The organism is Streptomyces sp. NPDC058240 (assembly GCF_042882135.1).
In the GTDB taxonomy this organism is placed as follows: Bacteria; Actinomycetota; Actinomycetes; order Streptomycetales; family Streptomycetaceae; genus Streptomyces.
The window spans coordinates 350,019-370,345 of sequence record NZ_JBHVWT010000004.1 but is presented as its reverse complement, the minus strand read 5'-3'; the positions used below and the strand labels follow the sequence as shown (position 1 = coordinate 370,345).

Annotated in this window: 20 protein-coding genes and 1 pseudogene; 12 read left to right on the top strand and 9 right to left on the bottom strand. The window is 72.3% G+C overall.

The window, feature by feature from the left end:
• Positions 1-43: 43 nt before the first annotated feature.
• Complete coding sequence (locus ACFVX4_RS11795) at positions 44-1,600, top strand: trifunctional class I SAM-dependent methyltransferase/NUDIX hydrolase/VOC family protein (protein WP_389974762.1); 1,557 nt, start codon at positions 44-46, stop codon at positions 1,598-1,600.
• 76 nt (positions 1,601-1,676) lie between these two features.
• Here the strand turns inward: ACFVX4_RS11795 and ACFVX4_RS11790 are convergent, their stop codons facing one another.
• A complete protein-coding gene (locus tag ACFVX4_RS11790) occupies positions 1,677-2,486 on the bottom strand; it encodes a GntR family transcriptional regulator (RefSeq protein ID WP_389974759.1) in 810 nt (269 codons plus the stop codon).
• A 217-nt stretch (positions 2,487-2,703) separates the two neighbouring features.
• On the opposite strand from ACFVX4_RS11790, the gene ACFVX4_RS11785 reads away from it, so the two are divergent.
• Positions 2,704-2,829 (top strand): hypothetical protein, encoded by a 126-nt coding sequence (locus ACFVX4_RS11785; protein ID WP_389974756.1) that lies wholly within the window; start codon positions 2,704-2,706, stop codon positions 2,827-2,829.
• A gap of 18 nt (positions 2,830-2,847) precedes the next feature.
• On the opposite strand, the gene ACFVX4_RS11780 is transcribed toward ACFVX4_RS11785, so the two are convergent.
• Together ACFVX4_RS11780 and ACFVX4_RS11775 are read right to left on the bottom strand one after the other, a co-directional pair.
• Entirely contained in the window at positions 2,848-3,342 is a 495-nt protein-coding gene (locus ACFVX4_RS11780) for a DUF402 domain-containing protein (RefSeq protein ID WP_389974753.1), read from the bottom strand.
• A complete protein-coding gene (locus ACFVX4_RS11775; protein ID WP_389974750.1) occupies positions 3,323-4,243 on the bottom strand; it encodes a GNAT family N-acetyltransferase in 921 nt (306 codons plus the stop codon). Before ACFVX4_RS11775 ends, ACFVX4_RS11780 begins: the two co-directional genes overlap by 20 nt.
• Positions 4,244-4,323: 80 nt before the next feature.
• On the opposite strand from ACFVX4_RS11775, the gene ACFVX4_RS11770 reads away from it, so the two are divergent.
• Entirely contained in the window at positions 4,324-4,701 is a 378-nt protein-coding gene (locus ACFVX4_RS11770) for a GntR family transcriptional regulator (protein ID WP_266421409.1), read from the top strand.
• Between the two features lie 57 nt (positions 4,702-4,758).
• On the opposite strand, the gene ACFVX4_RS11765 is transcribed toward ACFVX4_RS11770, so the two are convergent.
• Positions 4,759-5,853 (bottom strand): DUF5925 domain-containing protein, encoded by a 1,095-nt coding sequence (locus tag ACFVX4_RS11765; protein ID WP_389974747.1) that lies wholly within the window; start codon positions 5,851-5,853, stop codon positions 4,759-4,761.
• 227 nt (positions 5,854-6,080) lie between these two features.
• On the opposite strand from ACFVX4_RS11765, the gene ACFVX4_RS11760 reads away from it, so the two are divergent.
• The 3 genes from ACFVX4_RS11760 to ACFVX4_RS11750 all read left to right on the top strand — a co-directional run bounded on the left by ACFVX4_RS11760 (position 6,081) and on the right by ACFVX4_RS11750 (position 8,337).
• Positions 6,081-6,890, top strand: a complete 810-nt coding sequence (locus tag ACFVX4_RS11760; RefSeq protein WP_389974744.1) for an SGNH/GDSL hydrolase family protein — start codon at positions 6,081-6,083, stop codon at positions 6,888-6,890.
• A gap of 299 nt (positions 6,891-7,189) precedes the next feature.
• Positions 7,190-7,453 (top strand): hypothetical protein, encoded by a 264-nt coding sequence (locus ACFVX4_RS11755; protein ID WP_389974741.1) that lies wholly within the window; start codon positions 7,190-7,192, stop codon positions 7,451-7,453.
• A 275-nt stretch (positions 7,454-7,728) separates the two neighbouring features.
• Positions 7,729-8,337: a TetR/AcrR family transcriptional regulator gene (locus ACFVX4_RS11750; protein ID WP_389974738.1), complete on the top strand. Its 609-nt coding sequence runs from the start codon at positions 7,729-7,731 to the stop codon at positions 8,335-8,337.
• 13 nt (positions 8,338-8,350) lie between these two features.
• On the opposite strand, the gene ACFVX4_RS11745 is transcribed toward ACFVX4_RS11750, so the two are convergent.
• Positions 8,351-9,178, bottom strand: coding sequence for an ABC transporter permease (locus ACFVX4_RS11745; protein ID WP_389974735.1), 828 nt, complete (start codon positions 9,176-9,178; stop codon positions 8,351-8,353).
• The gene (locus ACFVX4_RS11740; protein ID WP_389974732.1) at positions 9,175-10,152 is read right to left on the bottom strand and encodes an ATP-binding cassette domain-containing protein; all 978 of its coding nucleotides are present in this window, start codon (positions 10,150-10,152) and stop codon (positions 9,175-9,177) included. Before ACFVX4_RS11740 ends, ACFVX4_RS11745 begins: the two co-directional genes overlap by 4 nt.
• 64 nt (positions 10,153-10,216) lie before the next feature.
• Between ACFVX4_RS11740 and ACFVX4_RS11735 the strand changes: the two genes are divergently transcribed.
• Positions 10,217-10,924 (top strand): TetR/AcrR family transcriptional regulator, encoded by a 708-nt coding sequence (locus ACFVX4_RS11735; protein WP_389974729.1) that lies wholly within the window; start codon positions 10,217-10,219, stop codon positions 10,922-10,924.
• Between the two features lie 21 nt (positions 10,925-10,945).
• Here ACFVX4_RS11735 and ACFVX4_RS11730 read toward each other — a convergent pair whose 3' ends face one another.
• From ACFVX4_RS11730 to hmgA, 3 genes are all read right to left on the bottom strand, one after another.
• Positions 10,946-12,175 carry a type ISP restriction/modification enzyme gene (locus ACFVX4_RS11730; RefSeq protein WP_389974726.1) on the bottom strand — a complete coding sequence of 410 codons (1,230 nt, stop codon included), beginning with the start codon at positions 12,173-12,175 and terminating at the stop codon, positions 10,946-10,948.
• Between the two features lie 118 nt (positions 12,176-12,293).
• Positions 12,294-13,070, bottom strand: coding sequence for a GntR family transcriptional regulator (locus ACFVX4_RS11725; protein ID WP_389974723.1), 777 nt, complete (start codon positions 13,068-13,070; stop codon positions 12,294-12,296).
• A 43-nt stretch (positions 13,071-13,113) separates the two neighbouring features.
• Positions 13,114-14,442, bottom strand: coding sequence for a homogentisate 1,2-dioxygenase (gene hmgA / locus ACFVX4_RS11720; RefSeq protein WP_389974720.1), 1,329 nt, complete (start codon positions 14,440-14,442; stop codon positions 13,114-13,116).
• Between the two features lie 167 nt (positions 14,443-14,609).
• Between hmgA and ACFVX4_RS11715 the strand changes: the two genes are divergently transcribed.
• The 5 genes and pseudogenes from ACFVX4_RS11715 to ACFVX4_RS11695 form a co-directional block, all read left to right on the top strand.
• Positions 14,610-16,709 carry a right-handed parallel beta-helix repeat-containing protein gene (locus ACFVX4_RS11715; RefSeq protein ID WP_389974718.1) on the top strand — a complete coding sequence of 700 codons (2,100 nt, stop codon included), beginning with the start codon at positions 14,610-14,612 and terminating at the stop codon, positions 16,707-16,709.
• On the top strand, positions 16,706-17,572 hold the full coding sequence (locus ACFVX4_RS11710) for a hypothetical protein (protein ID WP_389974716.1): 867 nt from the start codon (positions 16,706-16,708) through the stop codon (positions 17,570-17,572). Before ACFVX4_RS11715 ends, ACFVX4_RS11710 begins: the two co-directional genes overlap by 4 nt.
• Complete coding sequence (locus ACFVX4_RS11705) at positions 17,569-18,852, top strand: hypothetical protein (protein WP_389974713.1); 1,284 nt, start codon at positions 17,569-17,571, stop codon at positions 18,850-18,852. The genes ACFVX4_RS11710 and ACFVX4_RS11705 overlap by 4 nt, the downstream gene beginning before the upstream one ends.
• Positions 18,853-18,937: 85 nt before the next feature.
• Entirely contained in the window at positions 18,938-19,558 is a 621-nt protein-coding gene (locus ACFVX4_RS11700; protein ID WP_389974710.1) for a TetR family transcriptional regulator, read from the top strand.
• 167 nt (positions 19,559-19,725) lie between these two features.
• A pseudogene (locus ACFVX4_RS11695) lies at positions 19,726-20,124 on the top strand (molybdopterin-dependent oxidoreductase); the annotation flags it as partial.
• Between the last annotated feature and the right edge of the window lie 203 nt (positions 20,125-20,327).

The following is a 20,327-nucleotide window of genomic DNA, read 5'->3' as shown; positions in this document are numbered from 1 at the left end:
ACGGAGCGGCACGGCTGTCGGTGGTGGCTGGCACGATCTACCCATGACGACGATCGACTGGGATTCCGCAGCCGACTCCTTCGACGAGGAACCCGACCACGGGCTGCTCGACCCGGTGGTCCGGCACGCCTGGGCGCAGCGCTTGGAGAGCTGGCTGCCCGGCGAGCGCTCCGAGGTGCTCGACCTGGGGTGCGGCACCGGGAGCCTGGCCCTGCTCGTCGCCGGGCAGGGGCACCGGGTCACCGCCGTCGACCGCTCCCCGCGCATGGTGGAGCAGGCACGGGCCAAGCTCGCCGGGACGGGCACCGCGGTGTTCACCGGCGACGCGGCCCGACCGCCGGTCGGCAATCAGCGGTTCGACGTGATCATGGCCAGACATGTGGTGTGGCTGCTGCCCGACCCGGCGGCGGCCCTGCGCCACTGGTTCACCCTGCTGCGGCCGGGCGGCCGGCTGATCCTGGTCGAAGGCGTCTGGGGCGGCGTCGGTCTCTCCGCCGGGCGGCTGACCGGACTGCTCTCGGAACTCACCGAACGCATCCACCACGAGCGGCTCTCCGACGATCCGAACCTGTGGGGCAAGCGGGTCGACGACGAGCGCTACACCCTGGTGGCCCGCGCCCAACCGCCGCACCGGCACACCGAGGTCGTCGATGTGCATCTGATCCTCCGCCGCGGCCCCGAGGTCCTGCTCGCCCGCCGGGCCGGCACGGGGTACGCGGACGGGCTGTTCAACGGCCCGTCCGGACATGTCGAGGACGGCGAGGACGTCCGCGAGGCGGTGATCCGGGAGGCCGCCGAGGAGATCGGCGTCGAACTCGGCCCGGACGAGCTGCGGGTCGCCCTGGTCATGCAGCACCGCGGTCCCGGCGGCAGGCCCAGGACCGGCTGGTTCTTCGAGGCGGAGTACGACCCCGGCCGCGAGCCGTACAACCGTGAGCCGGACAAGTGCTCCGAGCTGGCCTGGTTCCCGTTGGACGCCCTCCCGGACGACATCGTCGCCTACTGCCGGGCGGGGCTGGACGGATACCGGGCGGGGGAGCACTTCCTCATCCACTGGCACGAGGACGGCGACACCGTGGCGTACCAGCCGCACGGCGTCCGCCGCGCCGTCCCGTTGCCGGCCGGCGGGTCCGGCACCGGCTCGGTGCATCACATCGAGCTGTGGGCGCCCGATCTGGCGGTGGCCGAGCAGGGGTGGGGCTGGCTGCTCGGAGAGCTGGGCCATGTCCCGTACCAGCGCTGGGAACACGGGCGGAGCTGGCGGCGCGGCGACAGCTACGTGGTGGTCGAGCAGTCGCCCGATCTGACTCCGGGGCCGCACGACCGGCACCGCCCCGGGCTCAACCACCTCGCGTTCCACGTCCGGGACCGGGCCACCCTCGACGCCCTGGTGGCAAGGGCCCCGGAGCACGGCTGGCGGCCACTCTTCGAGGACCGCTACCCGCACGCGGGCGGCGACGGGCACATCGCCGCCTATCTGGAGGACGCCGCGGGGTACGAGGTGGAGCTAGTCGCCGGAGTCCGGCAGGCCCGCCCGGCGCCGGAGGAACCGGCGCCGTACACCGATGTGTGGGAGTGGCGCCGGGACCGGGCGTACTGACCACGGACGGCGCGGCCCCGTTCCCTCCGGCCCGTCGGAGGTGTTGGCCGGTCGGGCCGGCCGGACGCGTCGCCCGTCAGCTGTGCGCGTCGTGCGGCCCGGGGCGGGGATCCGGTCCGGATTCGCGGAAGTGCAGGACGAATCGGGCGCGTTCCCCCTGGATGCGCCGACGGACATGGAGCACCGGTTCGCCGTCGGGCGTGCAGCTGACGCCCTCGCGGACGAGCAGCGGACTTCCGGCCGGTACGCCCAGAAGGTCGGCGTCCCCGATGTCGGCCCCGATCGCGCTGAAGGCGCGCCAGTCGTACTCCAGGGTGATGCCGGCGCTGTCGGCCAGCGCGCGGACCAGGTTCTCCACCGGTCCGGGGGCCGTGAGTTCCCGGGGCAGCAGGGCGCGGGGTATCCAGTAGCTGCTGATGCCCCAGCACTCCGAGCCGCTGGAGAACACCGTCTCCACCCGGGCGAGGACACCGGCGGGCCGGCCCAGATGGCGCGCCGCCTCCTCGTCGGCCGCGGTGGCACCCGCCGGCAGGACGGCGGTGATCGTCTCCTGGACGTCCAGGCCCCGTTCGGCGGTGGACTCGGGCAGTGAGGCATGTGTGCTGCCCATGTCGAACCGCTGGCTGCGGGGGTCGACCGTGATCGACACCCGGGCGACGGGCAGGCGTGCGAAGGTCCCGATGCCCCGGCGGATCTCGATGGCGGCGGCCCGCTCCAGTTCCGCGACGGCCTCGCGGACGGTCAGGCGGTTGACGCCGAACTCGGCACACATCTCGGGTTCGCTCGGCAGCCGGGAGCCGGCCGGGAACTCCCCGGCGTCGATGCGTTCCTGGATGAGGCGGGCCAACTGGAGATAGCGCGGACTGGTCCTTCGGTGGTTCGACACCCCTGGATAGTACGAACCTTCGCGCCCCGGCGGGGGCCGGGTGCCCACCCGGGCGGGCACCGCACCGGGGCCGTTTCGCCGATGTTCACGTGCAGGCCATTCGCGGGGCCGGACCCCCACACCTGAGACATCTATACATCTAGATGTCTCCTCCTGGGCCGCGGCCGAGGAGACGGGCCTGCGGGTCCTGCGGGCCCCGCTGGACGCCTCCGCCGAGATGGCCGCGGCCGGCCCCGGTTCGCTGCGGACCCCCGACGACCTGGGCCGCTGCTACCTGACCCTGGCCGAGCGCACGCCCCGGGCGATCACGGACGCGGTCACGGCGATCCGCCCGGACCCCTGAACGCGTACCTCCGCGAGGTCAGACCAGCAGGGCCGCGAGGCCTTCCGTGCGGGCCAGGTGTTCCAGCTCGTCCAGTGCCCGGCGCGCCGCACCGGCCGCCGCCGGATCGCGTCCGGCGAGACCGCTCTCCTCGAACTCGTCCTCGTCCAGCCGCAGTACGGACGAGCCGTCCGCCGACACCCACAGATCGAGGTCCAGGTCCTCCACCAGGAGCTCCCCGTCCCGCAGCACCGCGGGGCGGGTGATGTCGCAGTACCAGCCCTTGAGCCGGCCCGCGCCGGTACGGACCTCCTTCACGGCGAACCAGCGGTCGCGCCAGTAGTGCTCGGTGAAGACGTCGCCAGGCTCGAACCGTACGAAGCCGAAGTCACGGACCCCGGGCGCCGCCCACGGCGCACGCACCGTCACCCGGACCCCGTCGTCGCGGATCACATCCGCGGGGTAGCGGATCTTGGTCCGCCCGGCCTTCACCAGGGCGACCACCAGCGCGGTCTCAGCCGAGCCTGCGGACATGGCGCACCTCCGTGGCACAGATCTCGTAGCCGAACCATCGATTGATCGCCAGCATCGGGCCGTTGTCCGCGTCGTTTCCGGTGTATGCGTCCGTGTACCCGGCGGCGCGCGCCCGGTGCAGCGAGTCGTTCTTGGCGAGCTTGGCCAGGCCCCGGTTGCGGTACGCCCGGCGGGTGCCGGTCATCCCGGACATGTACCGGGTCAGGCCATCGGTCTCCGCGACGCTGAACGCCGCCACTTCCCCGTCCACCACCGCGACCGAGGTGAGCTCGTGGTCGAGCGCGGGGGCGCGCCAGGTGTGATTGAGCCAGTCCTCGTAGTCGGTCAGTTCCATCGGGGTGTCGCTCGGCTCGTCGGCCGTGGTCTCGGCGTCCGCCTCGAAGAGCGGGCGCGGGTCGTCCGCGAAGTCCGCGGCGGTACGCAGCTCGACGCCCGGCGGGAGCTCCTGACGGGGCGGCAGCGATCCGCCGGCCAGGTCGAGGTGGAGGAAGTGCGCCGGGCGGCTCGACGCGTAGCCGCGCTTCTCGGCGAAGGCCAGGTTCGACGGGGTGGCGAGCACCCAGGTGTAGATCGCGGTCGCGCCCTCCCGCGCCAGGTACTCCTCGGCCGTGCGCAGCAGCAGCGCACCCGCCCCGCGCCCGGTGCGATCCGGATGCGTGTACGTGTTGCAGAACCCCTGTCCGGGTTCGGTGCTGTCGTGGACGAGGCCGACCTGCGCGGTCCCGATGAGCTCCCCGTCCTCCTCGGCGACCAGCAGCCGGGAGCGCTTGTCCGGGTGGGCCGAGGCCAGTTCGAAGGTGACGCACTCGGGCGTCGTCACCATGAAGGGCAGGGCGGCACGCCGGACCCGCACCCAGTCCTCCGCGTCGGCGGGGAGGAAGTCGCGAACGATGACAGTCATGGGCCGGACGTTACGCGTGGGCCGCCGCCGGTCGCTCCCGAATTTCCGGCGGTGGGGCGGACGTGGGGGAGAATCGGGGCGTGACCCTGAAGATCGCCCTTGATCCGGATGCCGGTACCGCCCCGTACGAGCAACTGCGCACGCAGATCTCCGAACTGGCCCGCTCCGGCGCGCTGCCCGTCGGTTTCAGACTTCCGACGGTACGCGGCTTCGCCGAGGAACTGGGCCTCGCCGCGAACACCGTCGCGAAGGCGTACCGCGCGCTGGAGGCCGACGGGGTGATCGAGACCCGTGGGCGCAACGGCACGTTCGTCGCCGCCGCCGGTGACGCGGCGGACCGTCATGCGGCGGCCGCGGCACAGGAGTACGCGGAGCAGGCGCGGCGGCTGGGCCTGTCCCGGGCCGAGGCGCTGTCCCTGGCACAGGACGCGGTACGGGCGGCGTACGGGGCCGGGTGAGCCGGGGGACGGGGCGGTGGGGCGGGGCCGCGGGGCCCGGGGATACAGCCGCGGGGCTCAGAGATACAGGCCCGCGTCCGCCCCGGAGTCCTGCTTCGGCACCGACGCGGGACCGCTTCCGCGCCGAAGCGCGTACAGCTCGGCGAGCGTCGCGCCCTCGCGGCCGAGTCCTTCCTCCGTGCCCAGCCAGGCCACCGCCTCCTTGCGGGTCAGTGAGCCCACCTCGATCCTGGCGAGGCAGCGGCCGGGCCTGACCACGGCCGGGTGGAGCCGCTCCAGGTCCTCGTTGGTGGTGACGCCCACCAGCACATTGCGGCCCTGCCCGAGCAGCCCGTCGGTGAGGTTCAGCAGCCGGGACAGCGCCTGGCCCGCGGTGTGCTTGGCCTCGCCGCGGATCAACTCGTCGCAGTCCTCCAGGAGCAGCAGCCGCCACCGGCCCTTGGACGTGCCCTCGTCCTCGCCGATCGCGATGTCCATCAGGTAGCCGACGTCGTTGAAGAGCCGCTCGGGATCGAGCACGCAGTCGACCTGGCACCAGTCCCGCCACGAGCGCGCGAGCGTGCGCAGCGCGGACGTCTTGCCGGTGCCCGGCGGGCCGTGCAGCAGGAGCAGCCGGCCCGAGATGTCGTCGGGCGTGACCTTCATCAGCCGGTCCATGGCATCGGCCACCGGCGCCGTGTAGTTGCCGCGGACCTCGTCCCAGGTGCCGGCGGCGATCTGCCGGGTGGTGCGGTGCGGGCCGCGGCGCGGGGAGACGTACCAGAAGCCCATCGTCACGTTCTCGGGCTGGGGTTCGGGCTCGTCCAGGGCGCCGTCCGTCGCCTGGCCGAGGATCTGCTGGGCCAGCTCCGCGCTGGTCGCGGTGACCGTGACATCGGCGCCGCGGTTCCACCGCGAGACGAGCAGCGTCCAGCCGTCGCCCTCGGCGAGCGTGGCACTGCGGTCGTCGTCGCGGGCGGCGCGCAGCACCTTGGCGGCCGGGGGCAGCAGGGTCGCCCCGGCCTTGACACGGTCCAGGGTGGAGCTGTGCGAGTACGGCTGCTCGCCCGTCGCGAAACGGCCGAGGAACAGCGCGTCGACCACATCTGACGGGGAATCGCTGTCATCGACGGTGAGCCGGATCGGCAGAGCGGACTCGGGGTTGGCAGACATGGCGCCCATGATCCGGCAAGGGGGTACCCGGCGCACCCGGGTTTCACTACCTTCCTCCCCTTTCCCGGCAGTGGTCACGGACATGACGCAGCCTCAAGAGGGCGCGGAAGGGAACCCGAATCATTGGAGCAACTTGGCATGCACACTTCCAATAGGGGTGCCGGTACTGCTACCACGGACTCGGCAGACCGGGCGGAGATCCCGTCGGTCGGTCCCAGGGAGGTTCCATGAAAATGTCCAGACTCGCGGCGTTCTCGTCCTCGCTCCTGCTCGGTGCCGTACTCGCTCTGACCGGAGCGGCCACCGCCGGCGCCGCAACGTCTGTTCAGGCCGTCGACTACGTCGCCCTCGGCGACTCGTACTCCTCGGGTGTCGGGTCCGGCAGCTACGACAGCGCCAGTGGTGACTGCAAGCGCAGCACCAAGGCGTATCCCGCCCTCTGGGCCGCCGCCAACTCGCCCGCCTCGTTCGCCTTCACCGCTTGCTCGGGTGCTCGTTCGGGTGATGTGAAGGCCAATCAGCTCGGCCCCCTCAACTCCTCGACCGATCTCGTCTCGATCTCCGTCGGCGGCAATGACGCGGGCTTCGCCGACGTCATGACCACCTGCGTCCTCCAGTCGGAGGCCACCTGCCTCAGCCGGATCGCCACGGCCCGCGGCTATGTCGACACCACCCTGCCCGGCAACCTCGACTCGGTGTACTCGGCGATCCACGCCAAGGCGCCGTCCGCCCGTGTCGTCGTCCTCGGCTACCCGCGCTTCTACGAGATCGGCGGCACCTGTGCCGTCGGCCTGAGCGACAAGGTGCGCACCGCGATCAACGGGGCGGCCGACTACCTCAACGCGGCGACCGCCAAGCGCGCCGCCGACCACGGCTTCGCCTTCGCCGATGTCGCGGGGAAGTTCACCGGTCACGAGATCTGCTCCGGGAGCGCCTGGCTGCACAGCCTCAACTGGCTCAACATCGGCGAGTCCTACCACCCCACCGCCGCCGGACAGTCGGGCGGCTACCTGCCCGTCCTCAACTCGGCGGCCTGAGTCACCAGCGCATGTGCCGGGCCCGTTCAGCCGTCTGACGGGCAGGGGGCCCCTGTTCACCGGGGTCTCCGTCCGGCGGGGTGCGCGGCCGGCCGACGGCCCGTGGCGGGCCCGTGGGCGGAGCGACTTCGTCCGTTTCCGTTCTGTCCAACTCGCCCTGAAATCAGGCAGATTCATGAGTGAGGTGTCAACCTCCGTATGTGTGTGTGCAATCCTGCGACCGGGATACACGAGTGTCACTGCGGGGCGATAGGGTTAACCTGCCCGGGCCGGGTGCCCTCGTACGGGTGGGGAGTGACATGGAACAGATAGCGATGCGGAGCAGGCCGCGTGTGCCTGCCATCACATGCGGGAGCGGTGCGACGAGTTCGCGCCTGGACCGCCATCTCGCGGTGCTCGGCGGTCCCGCCGTGTCACAGCGGGAGGCCGCCGAGGCGACACTGCTGATGCGCGAGCTCACCTCGCGCGATGCCGCCCACCGTCGCCGGAGCAAGAGCGCGCGGGTCTCGCTCTTCGCGCCGCTGCGACGACTCCGGCGCTCGCTCTTCGGCAGCCGCCACTGACCCGACGGCCCGTCACGACCGCCCACCGGTCCTCCGTCCGGGCTCCCCGGCCAGGGTTCGTCGCCCGGCCTCCCGCTCGGGGCCGCAGGTGATCGCACCGTCCCGGCGCTGCGCTGCTGTCCGCCCTCCCGTCATCCCCAGGGCCCACGGCGGCGCTTCGGTGTGTTCACCGGGCGCCGGAGGGTGACGGCCGCGGTCCCGGGAAGACTTCGGTGAATGCTTCAGCGGGTACTTCGGTAAATACTTCGACGCCGAAGTACTTCTAGACTGTACGTATGTCCGAAAAGCGAGCCGCGCGCCTGAGCCCCGACGAACGAAGGGCCCAGTTGGTCGCCATCGGCCTGGACATGCTCGCCGAGCGGTCGCTGGACGAACTCTCCACGGACGACGTGGCGCGGCGGGCCGGTATCTCGCGGGGACTGCTCTTCCACTATTTCGACTCCAAGCGCGACTTCTACCGCGCCGTGGTGCAGCAGGAGTGCGACGACTTCGTCGCAGCCACGGAACCGGACCCCTCGCTGGGACCCGTCCCCTGGCTGCGGTCGTTCATCGCCGGTTTCGTGCGGTACGTACTGGAGCACCGCAAGGTCTATCTCGCCCTGGTCCGCGGCGCCGCGGGCAGTCACCCCGTGGTGGAGGACATCGTCGACGGAACCAGGGCCACCCTCGCCCGGCGGGTGGCGGAGGGGCAGCGGCGGCTCGGGATGCCGGACTCGCCGCGACTGGCTGTCGCCGCCCGCGCCTGGACGGCGTTCGCGGAGGAGGCCGTGACCAGCTGGCCGCGCGGGGAACCGGACGCGCCGGCGGAGCTCGGGGCCTTCCTGGAGTCGAGCTTCATCAGCCTGCTCGGCGCCCTGGACCGGCCCTGCGCGCTGCCCCGGTAAGGCGTCCCGACGGTCACTCGCCGCCGCGCGCGTAACGCCGTACGGACAGCGGCACGAACACCGCGAGGAGCACCGCCGACCAGGCGAGCGTCCCGGCCACCGGATGGGCGACCGGCCAGGCGGCGTCGGCGGCCGGGGACGCGTTGCCGAACAGGTCGCGGGTGGCCGAGGCCATGGCGCTGATCGGGTTCCACTCCGCGACCGTCCGCAGCCAGCCCGGCAGATTGTCGGTCGGGATGTAGGCGCTCGACAGCAGCGGCAGGATGAAGGTGGCGCTGCCCAGCTGACCGGCGATCTCCTCGTTGCGGATCAGCAGGCCCAGCCAGCAGCCCAGCCACGACGTGGCGAACCGGAGGAGCAGCAGCAGCCCGAAGGCGCCCAGGGCGGCGAGCGGCCCGCCCTCGATCCGCCAGCCGACCGCGAGTCCGACGAGGATCAGCGGGACCATGCCGATGGCCGTGGTCAGCAGATCGGCGGCGGTCTGGCCGAACGGCACGGCGGGCCGGCTCATCGGCAGTGTGCGGAACCGGTCCATCACCCCGCGGTGGCAGTCCTGCGAGGACTGGAACATCCCGACCATGATGCCGTTGGCCGCCGTCGCGGCCAGCAGACCCGGTACCAGGAACGCGCGGTACTCCTGGCCCGGCATGGCCAGCGCGCTGCCGAACACGTACCCGAAGAACAGCAGCATCGTGATCGGCATGGTCTGGGTCAGGATCACCACGCCCGGGGCCGCCTTGATCCGCTGCAGATGGCGGCCCAGCACGGCCAGGGCGTCGGCGACGGGGGTGCTCGCGGCGGTCGTGGCGGGCCGCTCGTGGACCAGTGTCGTGCTGCTCATGCTGCCGTCTCCTTCAGGGGCGGGGAGGTGCGGCCGTCGCCGCGGTCGGTCAGGCGGAGGAAGACCTCGTCGAGCGTCGGCGGGCGCAGGCTCGCGTCGATCACCGGTACGCCCGCCGTGTCGAGCTCGCGGACGATACGGGGGAGGGTGAGCGTGGTGTCGGTTGCGACGGCGCCCACGGTGCGGCGCTCGTGGTCGAGCACCGGTTCGGCGCCGGTGAGCTGGTCGAGCACGCCGGCCGCCGGGAGCAGCGCCGACTCATGGGCGACGACCACCTCGGCGTAACTGCCGATGCGGGACTTCAGCTCGGCGGGGGTGCCGCGATGGGCGGCCCGGCCCCGGTCGATCAGCACGATGTCGTCGGCCAGCTGATCGGCCTCCTCCAGATACTGCGTGGTGAGCAGGACGGTCGTGCCCCGGCCGGCCAGCTCCCGTACCGCCGCCCAGATCTGGTTGCGGCTGTGCGGGTCGAGACCGGTGGTCGGCTCGTCCAGGAAGAGCACCCGCGGGCGGGTCAGCAGACTGGCGGCGAGGTCGAGGCGGCGGCGCATGCCGCCCGAGTAGGTGCGGGCCGGGCGGTCGGCCGCCTCGGTCAGCTCGAAGCGCTCCAGGAGCTCGTCGGCGCGGGCGCGTGCCGCGTCGCCGCGGAACCGTTGCAGCTTGGCGAAGAGCCGCAGGTTCTGCCGGCCGGACAGCTCGCCGTCGACCGAGGCGTCCTGCCCGGTGACGCCGATCGCCGAGCGGACCGAGGCCGCCTCGCGCACCACGTCGTGGCCGGCGACCCGGGCGCTGCCACCGTCCGGCGTCGTCAGTGTGGTGAGCACCCGGACGGCGGTGGTCTTGCCCGCGCCGTTCGGCCCCAGCACTCCGCAGACGGTGCCCTCGGCGACCGCGAGGTCGAGCCCGCGCAGCGCGTGGACATCGCCGTAGCGCTTCTCCAGACCTTCACTAAGTACAGCGTACGTAGTTGTCATGCAGCCCACCGTACCGGACTACGTACGGTGTACGTAACTACGATGGTGAGCGAGGTGATGATCGATGGTGGGGCGACCCGCTGTACCCGAAGTGATCTGGGCGCGCCCCGAGCGCGCGGGCCGGGGCCCCAGGCCCGCATTCAGCCGAGCGGACATCGCGGCGGCCGCCGTCCGCATCGCCGACGCGGACGGCTTCGACGCGGTGTCCATGCGCAAGGTCGCGGCGGAGCTCGGCTGCGGCACGATGTCGCTCTACAACTACGTGCCGCGCAAGGAGGACCTGCACGAGCTGATGCTCGACGCGGTCAGCGACGGGTACGACTTCCCCGAGCCGTCCGGCGACTGGCGCGCCGACCTCGTCGCGCTCGCCCACCAGACCCGCGCGATGATGCATCGCCACACCTGGGTGCCCCGGCTGATGTCACCCGTGTACGGCTTCAGTCCGAATGCCCTGCGGTACCTGGAGTACGCGCTCAGCTGTCTGGACGGGGTCGACGCACGGTTCGGCGAGAAGATGGAACTCATCGCGATGGTCAACGGCGTGATCACCACCTATGTGGCCAACGAGATCGCCACGGCGGAGCGCAGCCGGTCGCTGCCCTGGTCCGAGGAGCAGGAGAACGCCGCGCGCACCGGCTATCTGATCAGCCAGATCGCGACCGGGAAGTATCCGCGGATGGCGGCGGGATTCGCCGAGGACCCGGGGCCGATCGATCTGGACGGGGTCTTCGACCGGGCGCTCCACCGGGTGCTGGACTCCTTCGACCGGTAGCGGGCGGGCCCGGTCGCCCTGTCACAGCAGCGCGAACTGCCCGTCCGGGCCCTCCTCCTGATGACCGAGCACCGACGCGGGCCGCCGGGCCGTGGCCGCGACGGGCAGGACGCCCGCCGCGCGGAGATCGGCGGCCGTGAGCTGCGGACCGTCGGCAAGACCCTCCTGCCGGGGCCGGAGCCCGTCCAACAGGGCGAGCAGAGCGATCAGTTCCAACAGCTCGGAGGTCCACTCCCGGGGCCAGGCCCGGGGCCGGACCGCCTCCAGGCCGTCCACGCCCTCCGCACCGGCCGCCGACCGCCGCTCGAACCAGAGCTCCAGCATCCGCACCCCGCCCACCCGGAACTCCCACGCCCCGGCAGGCACCGGCGAGATGCGGCCCGTCCCCAGCATGAGCGTCTCGTCGTCCGGGGCGTACGCCAGCCCGGCGGGCACGGGCGGAACCGCGGCCCGCACATAGGGCCGCCGCCCGCCGGGCAGCCGCGGGCGCTCCCCGCCCCGGGCGCCCCGCAGCTGCAACCGCAGCAGCTCCTGCCCCAGCTCCACCCCGGCCGACCAGCGCGCGGTGTCGGCGGGCAGCGGGACCACGCATCCGGCGGGGGAGTGGCGGGCCGTCGCGAGCGCCCAAGCCAGCACCGAACGGGCGGTCACCGAGTCCCCGTGGCGGGCGCGCAGCAGGGCGAGCAGCCCGGGGGCCAGATTGGGCTCGTGGCCCTCGGGGCGCCGGTACAGCGGCCGGATCCGGCCGGGCCGGCCCGCGGCGGAGTGGCCGTCCGGCAGCAGCGCCGTCACGGACAGGGCGGGGCCGGTGTCCTGGGGCACGTACCCGTGCTCCACGGCGAAGAGCTGGTGCGCGTCGGCGACCCGCCACAGCTCGGGACGGGCGGCGTCGATCAGCCGGTGGTCGGGGAGCAGCCACTGCTCGTCGAACGGGCCGTGCGCGATCCGTACCGGCTCGGGGCATGGTCCCTCCTCGCGGGCGAACCGGCCGGTACCGGTGGCCTGTCCGGGCAGCGCCGCCACCGGAGTCCGCGGGGTACGGGAACGCGTCGCCCGGAACAGCCGCTCGCGTTCGCCGGCCGGGGCCCGCACCAGCCGCTCCCAGCGCGCTCTGAGGGAGGCGGCGTCGGGGGCGATCACCCAGGGACGGCCGGTGCGCAGCGGCCGTACGGACCAGGGCATGAGGTCGTCGAGAAGCGGGGCGTCCGCGTCCTGGCCGTCACCGGAGCCGCCCGCCGCCCGTGCTGCCACCGTGTCGTCCTCCCCGTCGCCACGTCCGCCCGCCTTCCCGGGCATCGTAGCCGCGCCCCCGCGGCACGAGGCAGTGCGTCGGCGCCCTTCCGCGGCGGTCGGTGCGCCTCCACAGTGGTCAGTGCGCTTCCACGGTGACCGAGAAGGAGAACCGGTCGCCCCGGTAGCGGATCTGCGCCACGTCGACCACCTGGCCGCTCTCGTCGTACGTCACGCCCGTGTAGAACAGGATCGGGCTCAGCAGCGGGACCTGGAGGAGTTCGGCGGTGGCCGGGTCGGCCAGCCGCGCCTCGACCGTGTCGGTGATGCGCGCGATACGGACGCCGACCCGGTCGCGCAGCACCTTGGTCATCGGCCAGCGTTCGAGATCGGCGACGTCCAGGCGGGACGCGATCTCGGGACGCACCACGTTCTCCGCCCAGTTGGTGGGCTCGTCGCTGTCGCCGTCGTGGCGCAGCCGGCGGTAGCTGACCACCTCCGCGCAGTCGGGGAAGTACTCGGTGAGATCCCCCGGCACGGCGACCGGGCCGTGGCCGAGCACCGTGGTCCGCTCGCCCGACTGCTGGGCCACGATCGCATCGATCGAACCCAGCAGCCGGACCGGCGACACCCGGCGGGCGCGCGGCTCGATGAAGGTGCCGCGCCGCCGGTGCCGGCTGATCAGCCCTTCGGTCTCCAGCTCCTTGAGCGCCTGGCGCATCGTCAGGACGCTGACGCCGTAGTGCGCGGCGAGCTGCTCCTCGGTCGGCAGCCGGGCCGAGGCGTCCCTGGCGCGGCCCAGTATCGAGGCGCGCAACGACTGCGAGACCTGGTACCACAGCGGCAGCTTGCGGTTCAGGACCAGCGAATCGGGGGCGAAGGCCGGCCCCGGGGAGATCTTGGGCGTCTGAGGCACCTGGGGCCTTTCGTTCGGACCGGGCCGGGAGCGGCGGTGTCGCCTACGGCCTGAAGTTGCGGCTCAGACCCTGCCACACGTCGTCGTAGCCGTGCTGCAGATGACCGGCGGTCGCCGCCTGCCCCGTCGCCGTCACCGGCCAGCGGGTCTCGAACATGAAGGCGAGGCCGTCGTCGATCTTCTGCGGCTTCAGCTCCGCCTCGCTCGCCCGGTCGAAGGTCTCCCGGTCCGGGCCGTGCGCCGACATCATGTTGTGGAGCGAGCCGCCGCCCGGCACGAAACCGCCCTTGCCGGCCGTCTTCGCGTCGTACGCGCCCTCGATCAGGCCCATGTACTCGCTCATCACATTGCGGTGGAAGTACGGCGGCCGGAAGGTGTCCTCGCCGACCAGCCAGCGCGGTGCGAAGACGACGAAGTCGACACCGGCCAGACCGGGGGTGTCGGACGGCGACGTCAGCACCGTGAAGATCGACGGGTCGGGGTGGTCGTAGCTGATCGAGCCGATGACATTGAAGCGGTGCAGGTCGTAGACGTACGGGGTGTGGTTGCCGTGCCAGGCGACCACATCGAGCGGTGAGTGGTCGTAGGTCGCCGACCAGAGGTTCCCGCAGAACTTGTTGACCACCTCCACCGGGCGGTCGTCGTCCTCGAACGCCGCGACGGGAGCGAGGAAGTCCCGGGCGTTCGCCAGGCCGTTGGCGCCGATCGGGCCGAGGTCGGGGAGGGTGAACGGCTGGCCGTAGTTCTCGCAGACATAGCCGCGGGCGGTGGCGTCGAGCAGCTCCACGCGGAAACGGACGCCGCGCGGGATCAGCGCGACATGCCCAGGTTCGGCACGCAGCAGGCCCAGTTCGGTAGGGAGCAGCAGGCCGCCGCGCTCCGGGACGATCAGCAGCTCGCCGTCCGAGTCGCTGAACACCCGGTCCGTCATCGACGAGTCGGCGTGGTAGAGGTGCACGGCCATTCCGGTGCGCTGCGTCGCGTCGCCGTTGCCGCCGAGGGTCCACAGGCCCGCCAGGAAGTCCGTCCCGGGCGTGGGCTCGGGGAGCGGATCCCAGCGCAGCCGGTTGGGGTCGGGCACGGATTCGGTGAACGGGGCGGTCCGGATCGCCCCGTTGTCGATCCGGACGAACGGGGGGTGAGCGGCCGACGGGCGGATCCGGTAGAGCCAGGAACGGCGGTTGTGGGCGCGCGGTTCGGTGAAGGCCGAGCCGCTCAGCTGCTCAGCGTAGAGCCCGAGGGGTGCGCGCTGGGGGGAGTTGCGGCCGTGCGGCAGCGCCCCCGCAACCGCCTCCGAGCTGTGCTGATTGCCGAAACCGGCGGAATGCTCCAGCGCTTCCGCCGTCTTCTTCGCCTGCTCGTTGCCGCTCATGTGCGCTCCCGGTGCCGAAGGAATCCTATGGGTAACCGTAGGAATCGGATCGAGGTGAGTCAACGGCATTCGTGACGCACACGGGTTCCCGGAGGTTCCCGGAGCCTTCCAAATACGTGATGCGCAGGGGGGTTCAAAAAGTTGAACAATGCTCTACTCTCCCGCACATGTCGTGGACACGAAGACTTCTGGTGGTTCTGGCGGCGCTCGTCGCCGCCCTGCTCGCGGCCCCGGCCGCCCAGGCGCACGAGGAACGGCCGGTCACCCTGCCCGACGGAACCGGCAGCGTCCCCGCGTACCGCACCGGTGAACCCGATCTGCTGGTCTGCAAGAGCGGCCGGGCGGACTTCGAGCGCCGGGTGTCCGGCTTCCCGGAGGGGCTGCGGACCCGGAACCTGAAGCTCTTCGACCGGTGCCAGAAGTCCGGCTACCGCCATCTGCAACAGGCCGTCGACGCGGTCGACAGGCCCGGCATGAACATCGCCATCCTGCCCGGCCTGTACGAGGAGGAGCCCTCGCTGCCCAAGCCGACGGGGGAGTGCGCCCGGCTGAAGGCGCCCAACTCCCAGCTCGGCTACCAGATCCTGTCGTACGCGCAGCAGGCTCGGTGCCCGCACAACCAGAACCTGGTGGCGATCCTCGGCAAGAAGAACCTCCAGATCGAGGGCACCGGCGCCGAGCGCACGGACGTGGTCGTCGACGCCAAGTACCAGAAGCTCAACGCGATCCGCGCGGACGGCTCCGACGGCATCTACTTCAGGAACTTCACCGCTCAGCGCACCACCTTCAACTCCCTGTACGTCCTGGCCCAGGACGGCTTCGTCATCGACTCCGTCCTCACCCGGTGGAACGACGAGTACGGCTTCCTGACCTTCGCCAGCGACCACGGGCTGTACAAGAACTGCGAGTCGTACGGAAACGGCGACTCCGGCATCTACCCCGGCAGCGCGTCGAACATCAACGACGCGTACGGCTACGACGTGCCGCGCTACTCCATCGAGATCACCGGCTGCCGCAGCCACCACAACATGGTCGGCTACTCCGGCACCGCGGGCGACTCCGTCTACGTCCACGACAACGAGTTCGACCACAACATGGGCGGCGCCTCGATGGACAGCGCCTTCCCCGGCCACCCCGGCCTGCCGCAGAACCACGCCCGCTTCGAACGCAACCTGATCCACGACAACAACGCCGACTACTACCCCTACGTCGCCGATGGCACCTGCGCCAAGCCGCCCGTGGACCGGGGCTACGAGGAGGGGGTCGTCTGCCCCCAGATCTCCATGCCGCCCGGTTCCGGCATCATCACCGCGGGTGGCAACTGGAACCTGTACGAGAACAACTGGATCTACGGGCAGCGGCGCGCCGCCTTCGTCCTGACCGCCGTCCCCGCCTTCATCCGCGGCGAGGGCGCGCTGTCCAAGCAGGCCGACACCTCGCACCACAACCGGTACGCGGGCAACCACCTCGGCAGGGACAAGGCGGGCAACTCCCGGCCCAACCGCACCGACGTGTGGTGGGACGGCCAGGGCGAGGGCAACTGCTGGCAGGCAAACGCGGGACCGTCCTCCCCGCGCGCCCTGCCCACCTGCGGTTCCGAGCGCGGCGCCGTGTCCGGGAGCACCGACCGGCTCGTCGGCGAACCGGTCAAGCTTGCCCAGCTGCTGGTCTGCGCCGACTACAACGTGCAGGCGCGCCGGCTGCCGGCCGGCTGCGACTGGTACGGGGCTCGGGGCATCGAGCGCATCGAGGTGCAGGTGGCGCTGGCGGTCGCGGTGGTGCTCGCGCTGGTCGGCGGGGTGCTGTGGTGGCGCAGACTGCGCGGCAGCCGGCTCGCGACGGTGGCCACGGGGCTCGGCGTGATCGGCCTCGGGCTCGACGTGGCCGGATCGACGACGGGGCTGGCCGCCTCCTATGTGCCCGCGCTGGCGCTGCTGCTGACCGGGGTGTGGTGGACCGGCATCGGTCTCGTGCTCCGGAGGGAGCGGCCCTGGCTGGGCTGGACCACGGTGGTGCTGGGTGCGCTCACGCTGCTCGACGCCGTGGACAAGGCCGTCTTCATGATCCCGTGGATTCCGCTCAGCCCGGCCTGGGTGCGCGGACTGCTCGGCGTGGTCTGGGTGGTGTGGGCCGTGATCGCCGCCGCCCGCCACGGCGACCGCAACCCGCCGGAAGATTCCGCGGCCCCGGCCCCCGGTGCCGTCCCGGCCCCGGCCTCGGGCCCCGCCCCGACTTCGCGCCCCGCCCCGGAAGGAGACGCATCGTGAAGCGTTCCACCACACCGTCGCTGTCGGTCCGGCCGGTCCGGGCCCCTCGGCCGGTCCTCGCCGCCGTCACCGTGCTCACCGCGGGCGCCCTCGTGTTCGGTGCGAGCGCCTGCGGTGGGCGGGCCACCACCCATCACAAACCCGGCACCAGCCATGAACAGGCCGGCGGCAGCGTCGGCCGGCTGCTCGCCGCCGACGACGGCTCCGGCAACCGGCTGCGCCAGGTCGACGCCGAGGGTGCCCCCTCGGTGACGGTCGCCGTACGACCGGACTCCGAGGACGGGTGGAACGTCCACCTCTCCGTACGTAACTTCAGGTTCACCCCGGACAGCGTGGGCGGCGCCGCCCTCCTCGGGCGCGGCCACGCCCGGCTGTTCCTCGACGGCCACCCCCTCGCCCGCGTCTACGGTTCCTGGTACCACCTCCCCGCCTCTCTCGTCCGTTCCGCCGGCGGCGGTACCGGCCTCACCGCACGGCTCTACGCCGACGACCACACCGCCTGGGCCGTGAACGCCACCCCGGTCCAGGCCACCACCTCCCTCGCCGCGCCCTCCGCGACGGCCACCTCCCCGGAGGAGCAGCGAACCGCAACACCCCAGCCCGACACGACAGTTGAGATCGTCGTCTCCCACGGCAGGGTCAGCCCCGATCCCGGCCGCACCGAGATCGAGAAGGGCCGGATCGTCGAGCTCCGGGTCCGCAGCGACCGCGCCGACACCCTCCATGTCCACGGCTACGACAAGGAGGCCCGGCTGCCCGCGGGCAAGACCGTCACCCTGACCTTCACCGCCGACCGCAGCGGGCTCTTCGAGGTCGAGACCCACGAGTCCGACCTGCTCCTGACCCAACTCGTCGTACGGTGAGCGTCCTCGCCCACGGCATCGGCGCCCAGCACGACCTTCCGCTGTCCCCCTTCTACGCCTTCGCCGGAGCCTTCGCCGCGCTCTTCGTCTCCTTCCTCGCGCTCGGCCTGCTCTGGTCCGCCTCCCGGTTCTGCGGCGACCGGGCGGGCCGCCCGCTCCCGTACGCCGTCCAGCGCCTCGCCGACGCCCGCCCCACCCGTATCGCGCTGCGCGCGCTCGGTCTCGCCGCCGCCCTGTACGTCGCACTCCACCTCCTCCTCGGCCCGGACGACCCGGACCGCAACCCGGGTCCCGGCGCCGTGTACGTACTCCTCTGGGTCGGGCTCGTCCCCGCGTCGCTCCTCCTCGGTCCCGTCTGGCGATCGGTCAACCCGCTGCGCACCGTCCACCTCCTCGTCTGCCGCACGCTGGGCCGCGACCCCGCCGCGGGCCGGCCCCTTCCCGCACGGCTCGGTCTGTGGCCCGCCGCCGCCGGGCTCCTCGCCTTCACCTGGCTCGAACTCGTCGCCCCCGACCCCGCGTCGACCACCGCCCTCCTCCTCTTCCTCTCCCTCTACGCCGCCGTCCACCTCGCGGGCGCCGCCCGCCACGGGGCCGGGTGGTTCGACCGGGCGGATGCCTTCGAGGTCTACTCGGGACTGCTCGCCCGGCTCTCCCCGCTCGGCCGCCGCCCCGCCGACCGCCGCCTCGTGCTCCGCTCCCCGTTCAACGGACTCGACGCCACCCCGCAGACGGCCGGACTCGTCGCCACCGTGTGCGTCATGCTCGGCTCCACGGCCTACGACGGCTTCTCCGACTCCCCGTCCTGGATCACCACCGTCCAGACCTCACCCCTGGGCCGCACCACCGCGGCCACGCTCGGACTCCTGGGCGCCGTCGCCCTCGTCGCCACCCTCTATGCTCTCTGCGCCGGCGCCGTCCGGCTGATCTCCGGTCGACTGCGCCACCCGCTCACCGCCTTCGCCCACTCGCTCGTCCCGATCGCGCTCGGCTATCTCGTCGCCCACTACTTCACACTCTTCGTGACCGAAGGTCCACGCACCGTCATGGTGGCATCCGGCACCGACAATCCGGTCCCGCCCGAGCCGCCCCTGGGCCCCGGCGGTGTCGCCACGCTCCAGGTCGCCGCGATCGTCCTCGGCCATGTACTCGGCGTCATCGCCGCCCACGACCGGTCCGTGCGCCTCTTCCCGCCCGGCCGCGCCGTCGCGGGACAACTCCCGCTGCTGGTCCTGATGATCACGTACACCATCGGCGGGCTGTCGCTGCTCATCGCGTGAGAACCGCGCCGGAGACCGGTGGCCACCCGCCCGCGACCGCACCGGAACCCACCGGCCACCCGCACCGGAGGAGGCCCACGGCATCATGGAGCCCGTGCCCCATGCGAACACGAACCTCCGTCGCGCCCCCGTGCAGCAGCGCAGCGCCGAGCGCCTCGCCCGGATACTCGACGCCTGCGCCGAACTCCTCGACGAGACCGGCTACGAGCAGCTGTCCACTCGGGCCGTGGCCATCCGTGCCGGGGTCCCCATCGGCTCCGTCTACCGGTTCTTCTCCAACAAGCGCGCGCTGGCCGACGCGCTGGCCCGGCGCAATCTGGACAGCTACGCCGAACGCATCACCTCCCGCCTGGCCGTCATCCCGACCGCGGACTGGCGCAGCGCCATCGATGCCGTGCTGGACGAATACCTGGCGATGAAGCGCTCCGTGGCCGGATTCGCCCTCGTCGACTTCGGCGCGCCGGCCCCCGAGGACGACCCCGCAGGCGACGCCAACCAGCGGGTCGCGGGACGGCTCACCGAACTGCTCTCCGGCCACCTCGGCCGCGCCCCCGACGAGGATCTGCTGCGCACCGTCCTGGTCTGCGTCGAGGCCGCCGACGCCCTCCTCCAACTCGCCTTCCGTACCGACCCGTCGGGCGACCGGGCCATCGTCGCCGAGACCCGCATCCTGCTCCGGGCCTACCTGGCGCGCGTCCTGGACTGACCGGGCGACACCGTCCGGCCGCCCCGGGCAAGCTCGTGGCGTCAGCACCTCCCCACCGTGCGTACCGGTCGGTATGCTCGCCCTGCTTGCCGACGTACGCGCGCCGCCGCTGCCGCTCGCCCCGGGGAGGGCCCATGTCGCACGACCCCAGCAGCCCCCGTACCGCCCTGCGCATCTGCCCCCTCTGCGAGGCCACCTGCGGGCTCGGCCTCACCATCGAGGGGACCAGGGTCACCGGCGCCCGGGGCGACCGGGAGGATGTCTTCAGCCGTGGCTTCATCTGCCCCAAGGGCGCGTCCATCGGCGGGCTCGACGCCGACCCCGACCGGCTGCGCACCCCGCTCGTCCGCAAGGACGGCGTCCTGACGGAGGCGACCTGGAACGAGGCGTTCGACACGATCGCCCGCGCCCTGCCCGCCCTGACCGAGGAGCACGGGCAGCGGGCGGTCGGCGTCGTCCTCGGCAACCCGAACGTGCACACCGTGGCCGGCGCCCTCTACCCCTCCGCGCTGCTCTCCGCCCTGCGCACCCGGGCCCTGTTCACCGCGAGCACCCTCGACCAGATGCAGACCTGCCGTCCGCGGACTGCCCGGCATTGCGCCGGGCCGGACGGTGGCCGGACCTCTCATCAGCGTCTCCGACGGCACCCCTCGGGCCCGGCGACACCACCCCTCAGGTCATCGCGGACAGGGGAAAAGCCATACCGGGCCCGGAGGCCAGCGGCCCTCTTGCAGGGCCAGGAAGAAGATAACGGGGAAGGCGCCGACGG

What these genes read in the sequence shown, in the direction of transcription:
- ACFVX4_RS11760 (WP_389974744.1), top strand. Translation starts at nt 6,081, where the DNA reads ATGAAAATGTCCAGACTCGCGGCGTTCTCGTCCTCGCTCCTGCTCGGT.
- ACFVX4_RS11700 (WP_389974710.1), top strand. Translation starts at nt 18,938, where the DNA reads ATGGAGCCCGTGCCCCATGCGAACACGAACCTCCGTCGCGCCCCCGTG.
- ACFVX4_RS11785 (WP_389974756.1), top strand. Translation starts at nt 2,704, where the DNA reads ATGGCCGCGGCCGGCCCCGGTTCGCTGCGGACCCCCGACGACCTGGGC.
- ACFVX4_RS11715 (WP_389974718.1), top strand. Translation starts at nt 14,610, where the DNA reads ATGTCGTGGACACGAAGACTTCTGGTGGTTCTGGCGGCGCTCGTCGCC.
- hmgA (WP_389974720.1), bottom strand. Translation starts at nt 14,442, where the DNA reads ATGAGCGGCAACGAGCAGGCGAAGAAGACGGCGGAAGCGCTGGAGCAT.
- ACFVX4_RS11735 (WP_389974729.1), top strand. Translation starts at nt 10,217, where the DNA reads ATGGTGGGGCGACCCGCTGTACCCGAAGTGATCTGGGCGCGCCCCGAG.
- ACFVX4_RS11795 (WP_389974762.1), top strand. Translation starts at nt 44, where the DNA reads ATGACGACGATCGACTGGGATTCCGCAGCCGACTCCTTCGACGAGGAA.
- ACFVX4_RS11775 (WP_389974750.1), bottom strand. Translation starts at nt 4,243, where the DNA reads ATGACTGTCATCGTTCGCGACTTCCTCCCCGCCGACGCGGAGGACTGG.
- ACFVX4_RS11745 (WP_389974735.1), bottom strand. Translation starts at nt 9,178, where the DNA reads ATGAGCAGCACGACACTGGTCCACGAGCGGCCCGCCACGACCGCCGCG.
- ACFVX4_RS11765 (WP_389974747.1), bottom strand. Translation starts at nt 5,853, where the DNA reads ATGTCTGCCAACCCCGAGTCCGCTCTGCCGATCCGGCTCACCGTCGAT.
- ACFVX4_RS11750 (WP_389974738.1), top strand. Translation starts at nt 7,729, where the DNA reads ATGTCCGAAAAGCGAGCCGCGCGCCTGAGCCCCGACGAACGAAGGGCC.
- ACFVX4_RS11780 (WP_389974753.1), bottom strand. Translation starts at nt 3,342, where the DNA reads ATGTCCGCAGGCTCGGCTGAGACCGCGCTGGTGGTCGCCCTGGTGAAG.
- ACFVX4_RS11740 (WP_389974732.1), bottom strand. Translation starts at nt 10,152, where the DNA reads ATGACAACTACGTACGCTGTACTTAGTGAAGGTCTGGAGAAGCGCTAC.
- ACFVX4_RS11755 (WP_389974741.1), top strand. Translation starts at nt 7,190, where the DNA reads ATGGAACAGATAGCGATGCGGAGCAGGCCGCGTGTGCCTGCCATCACA.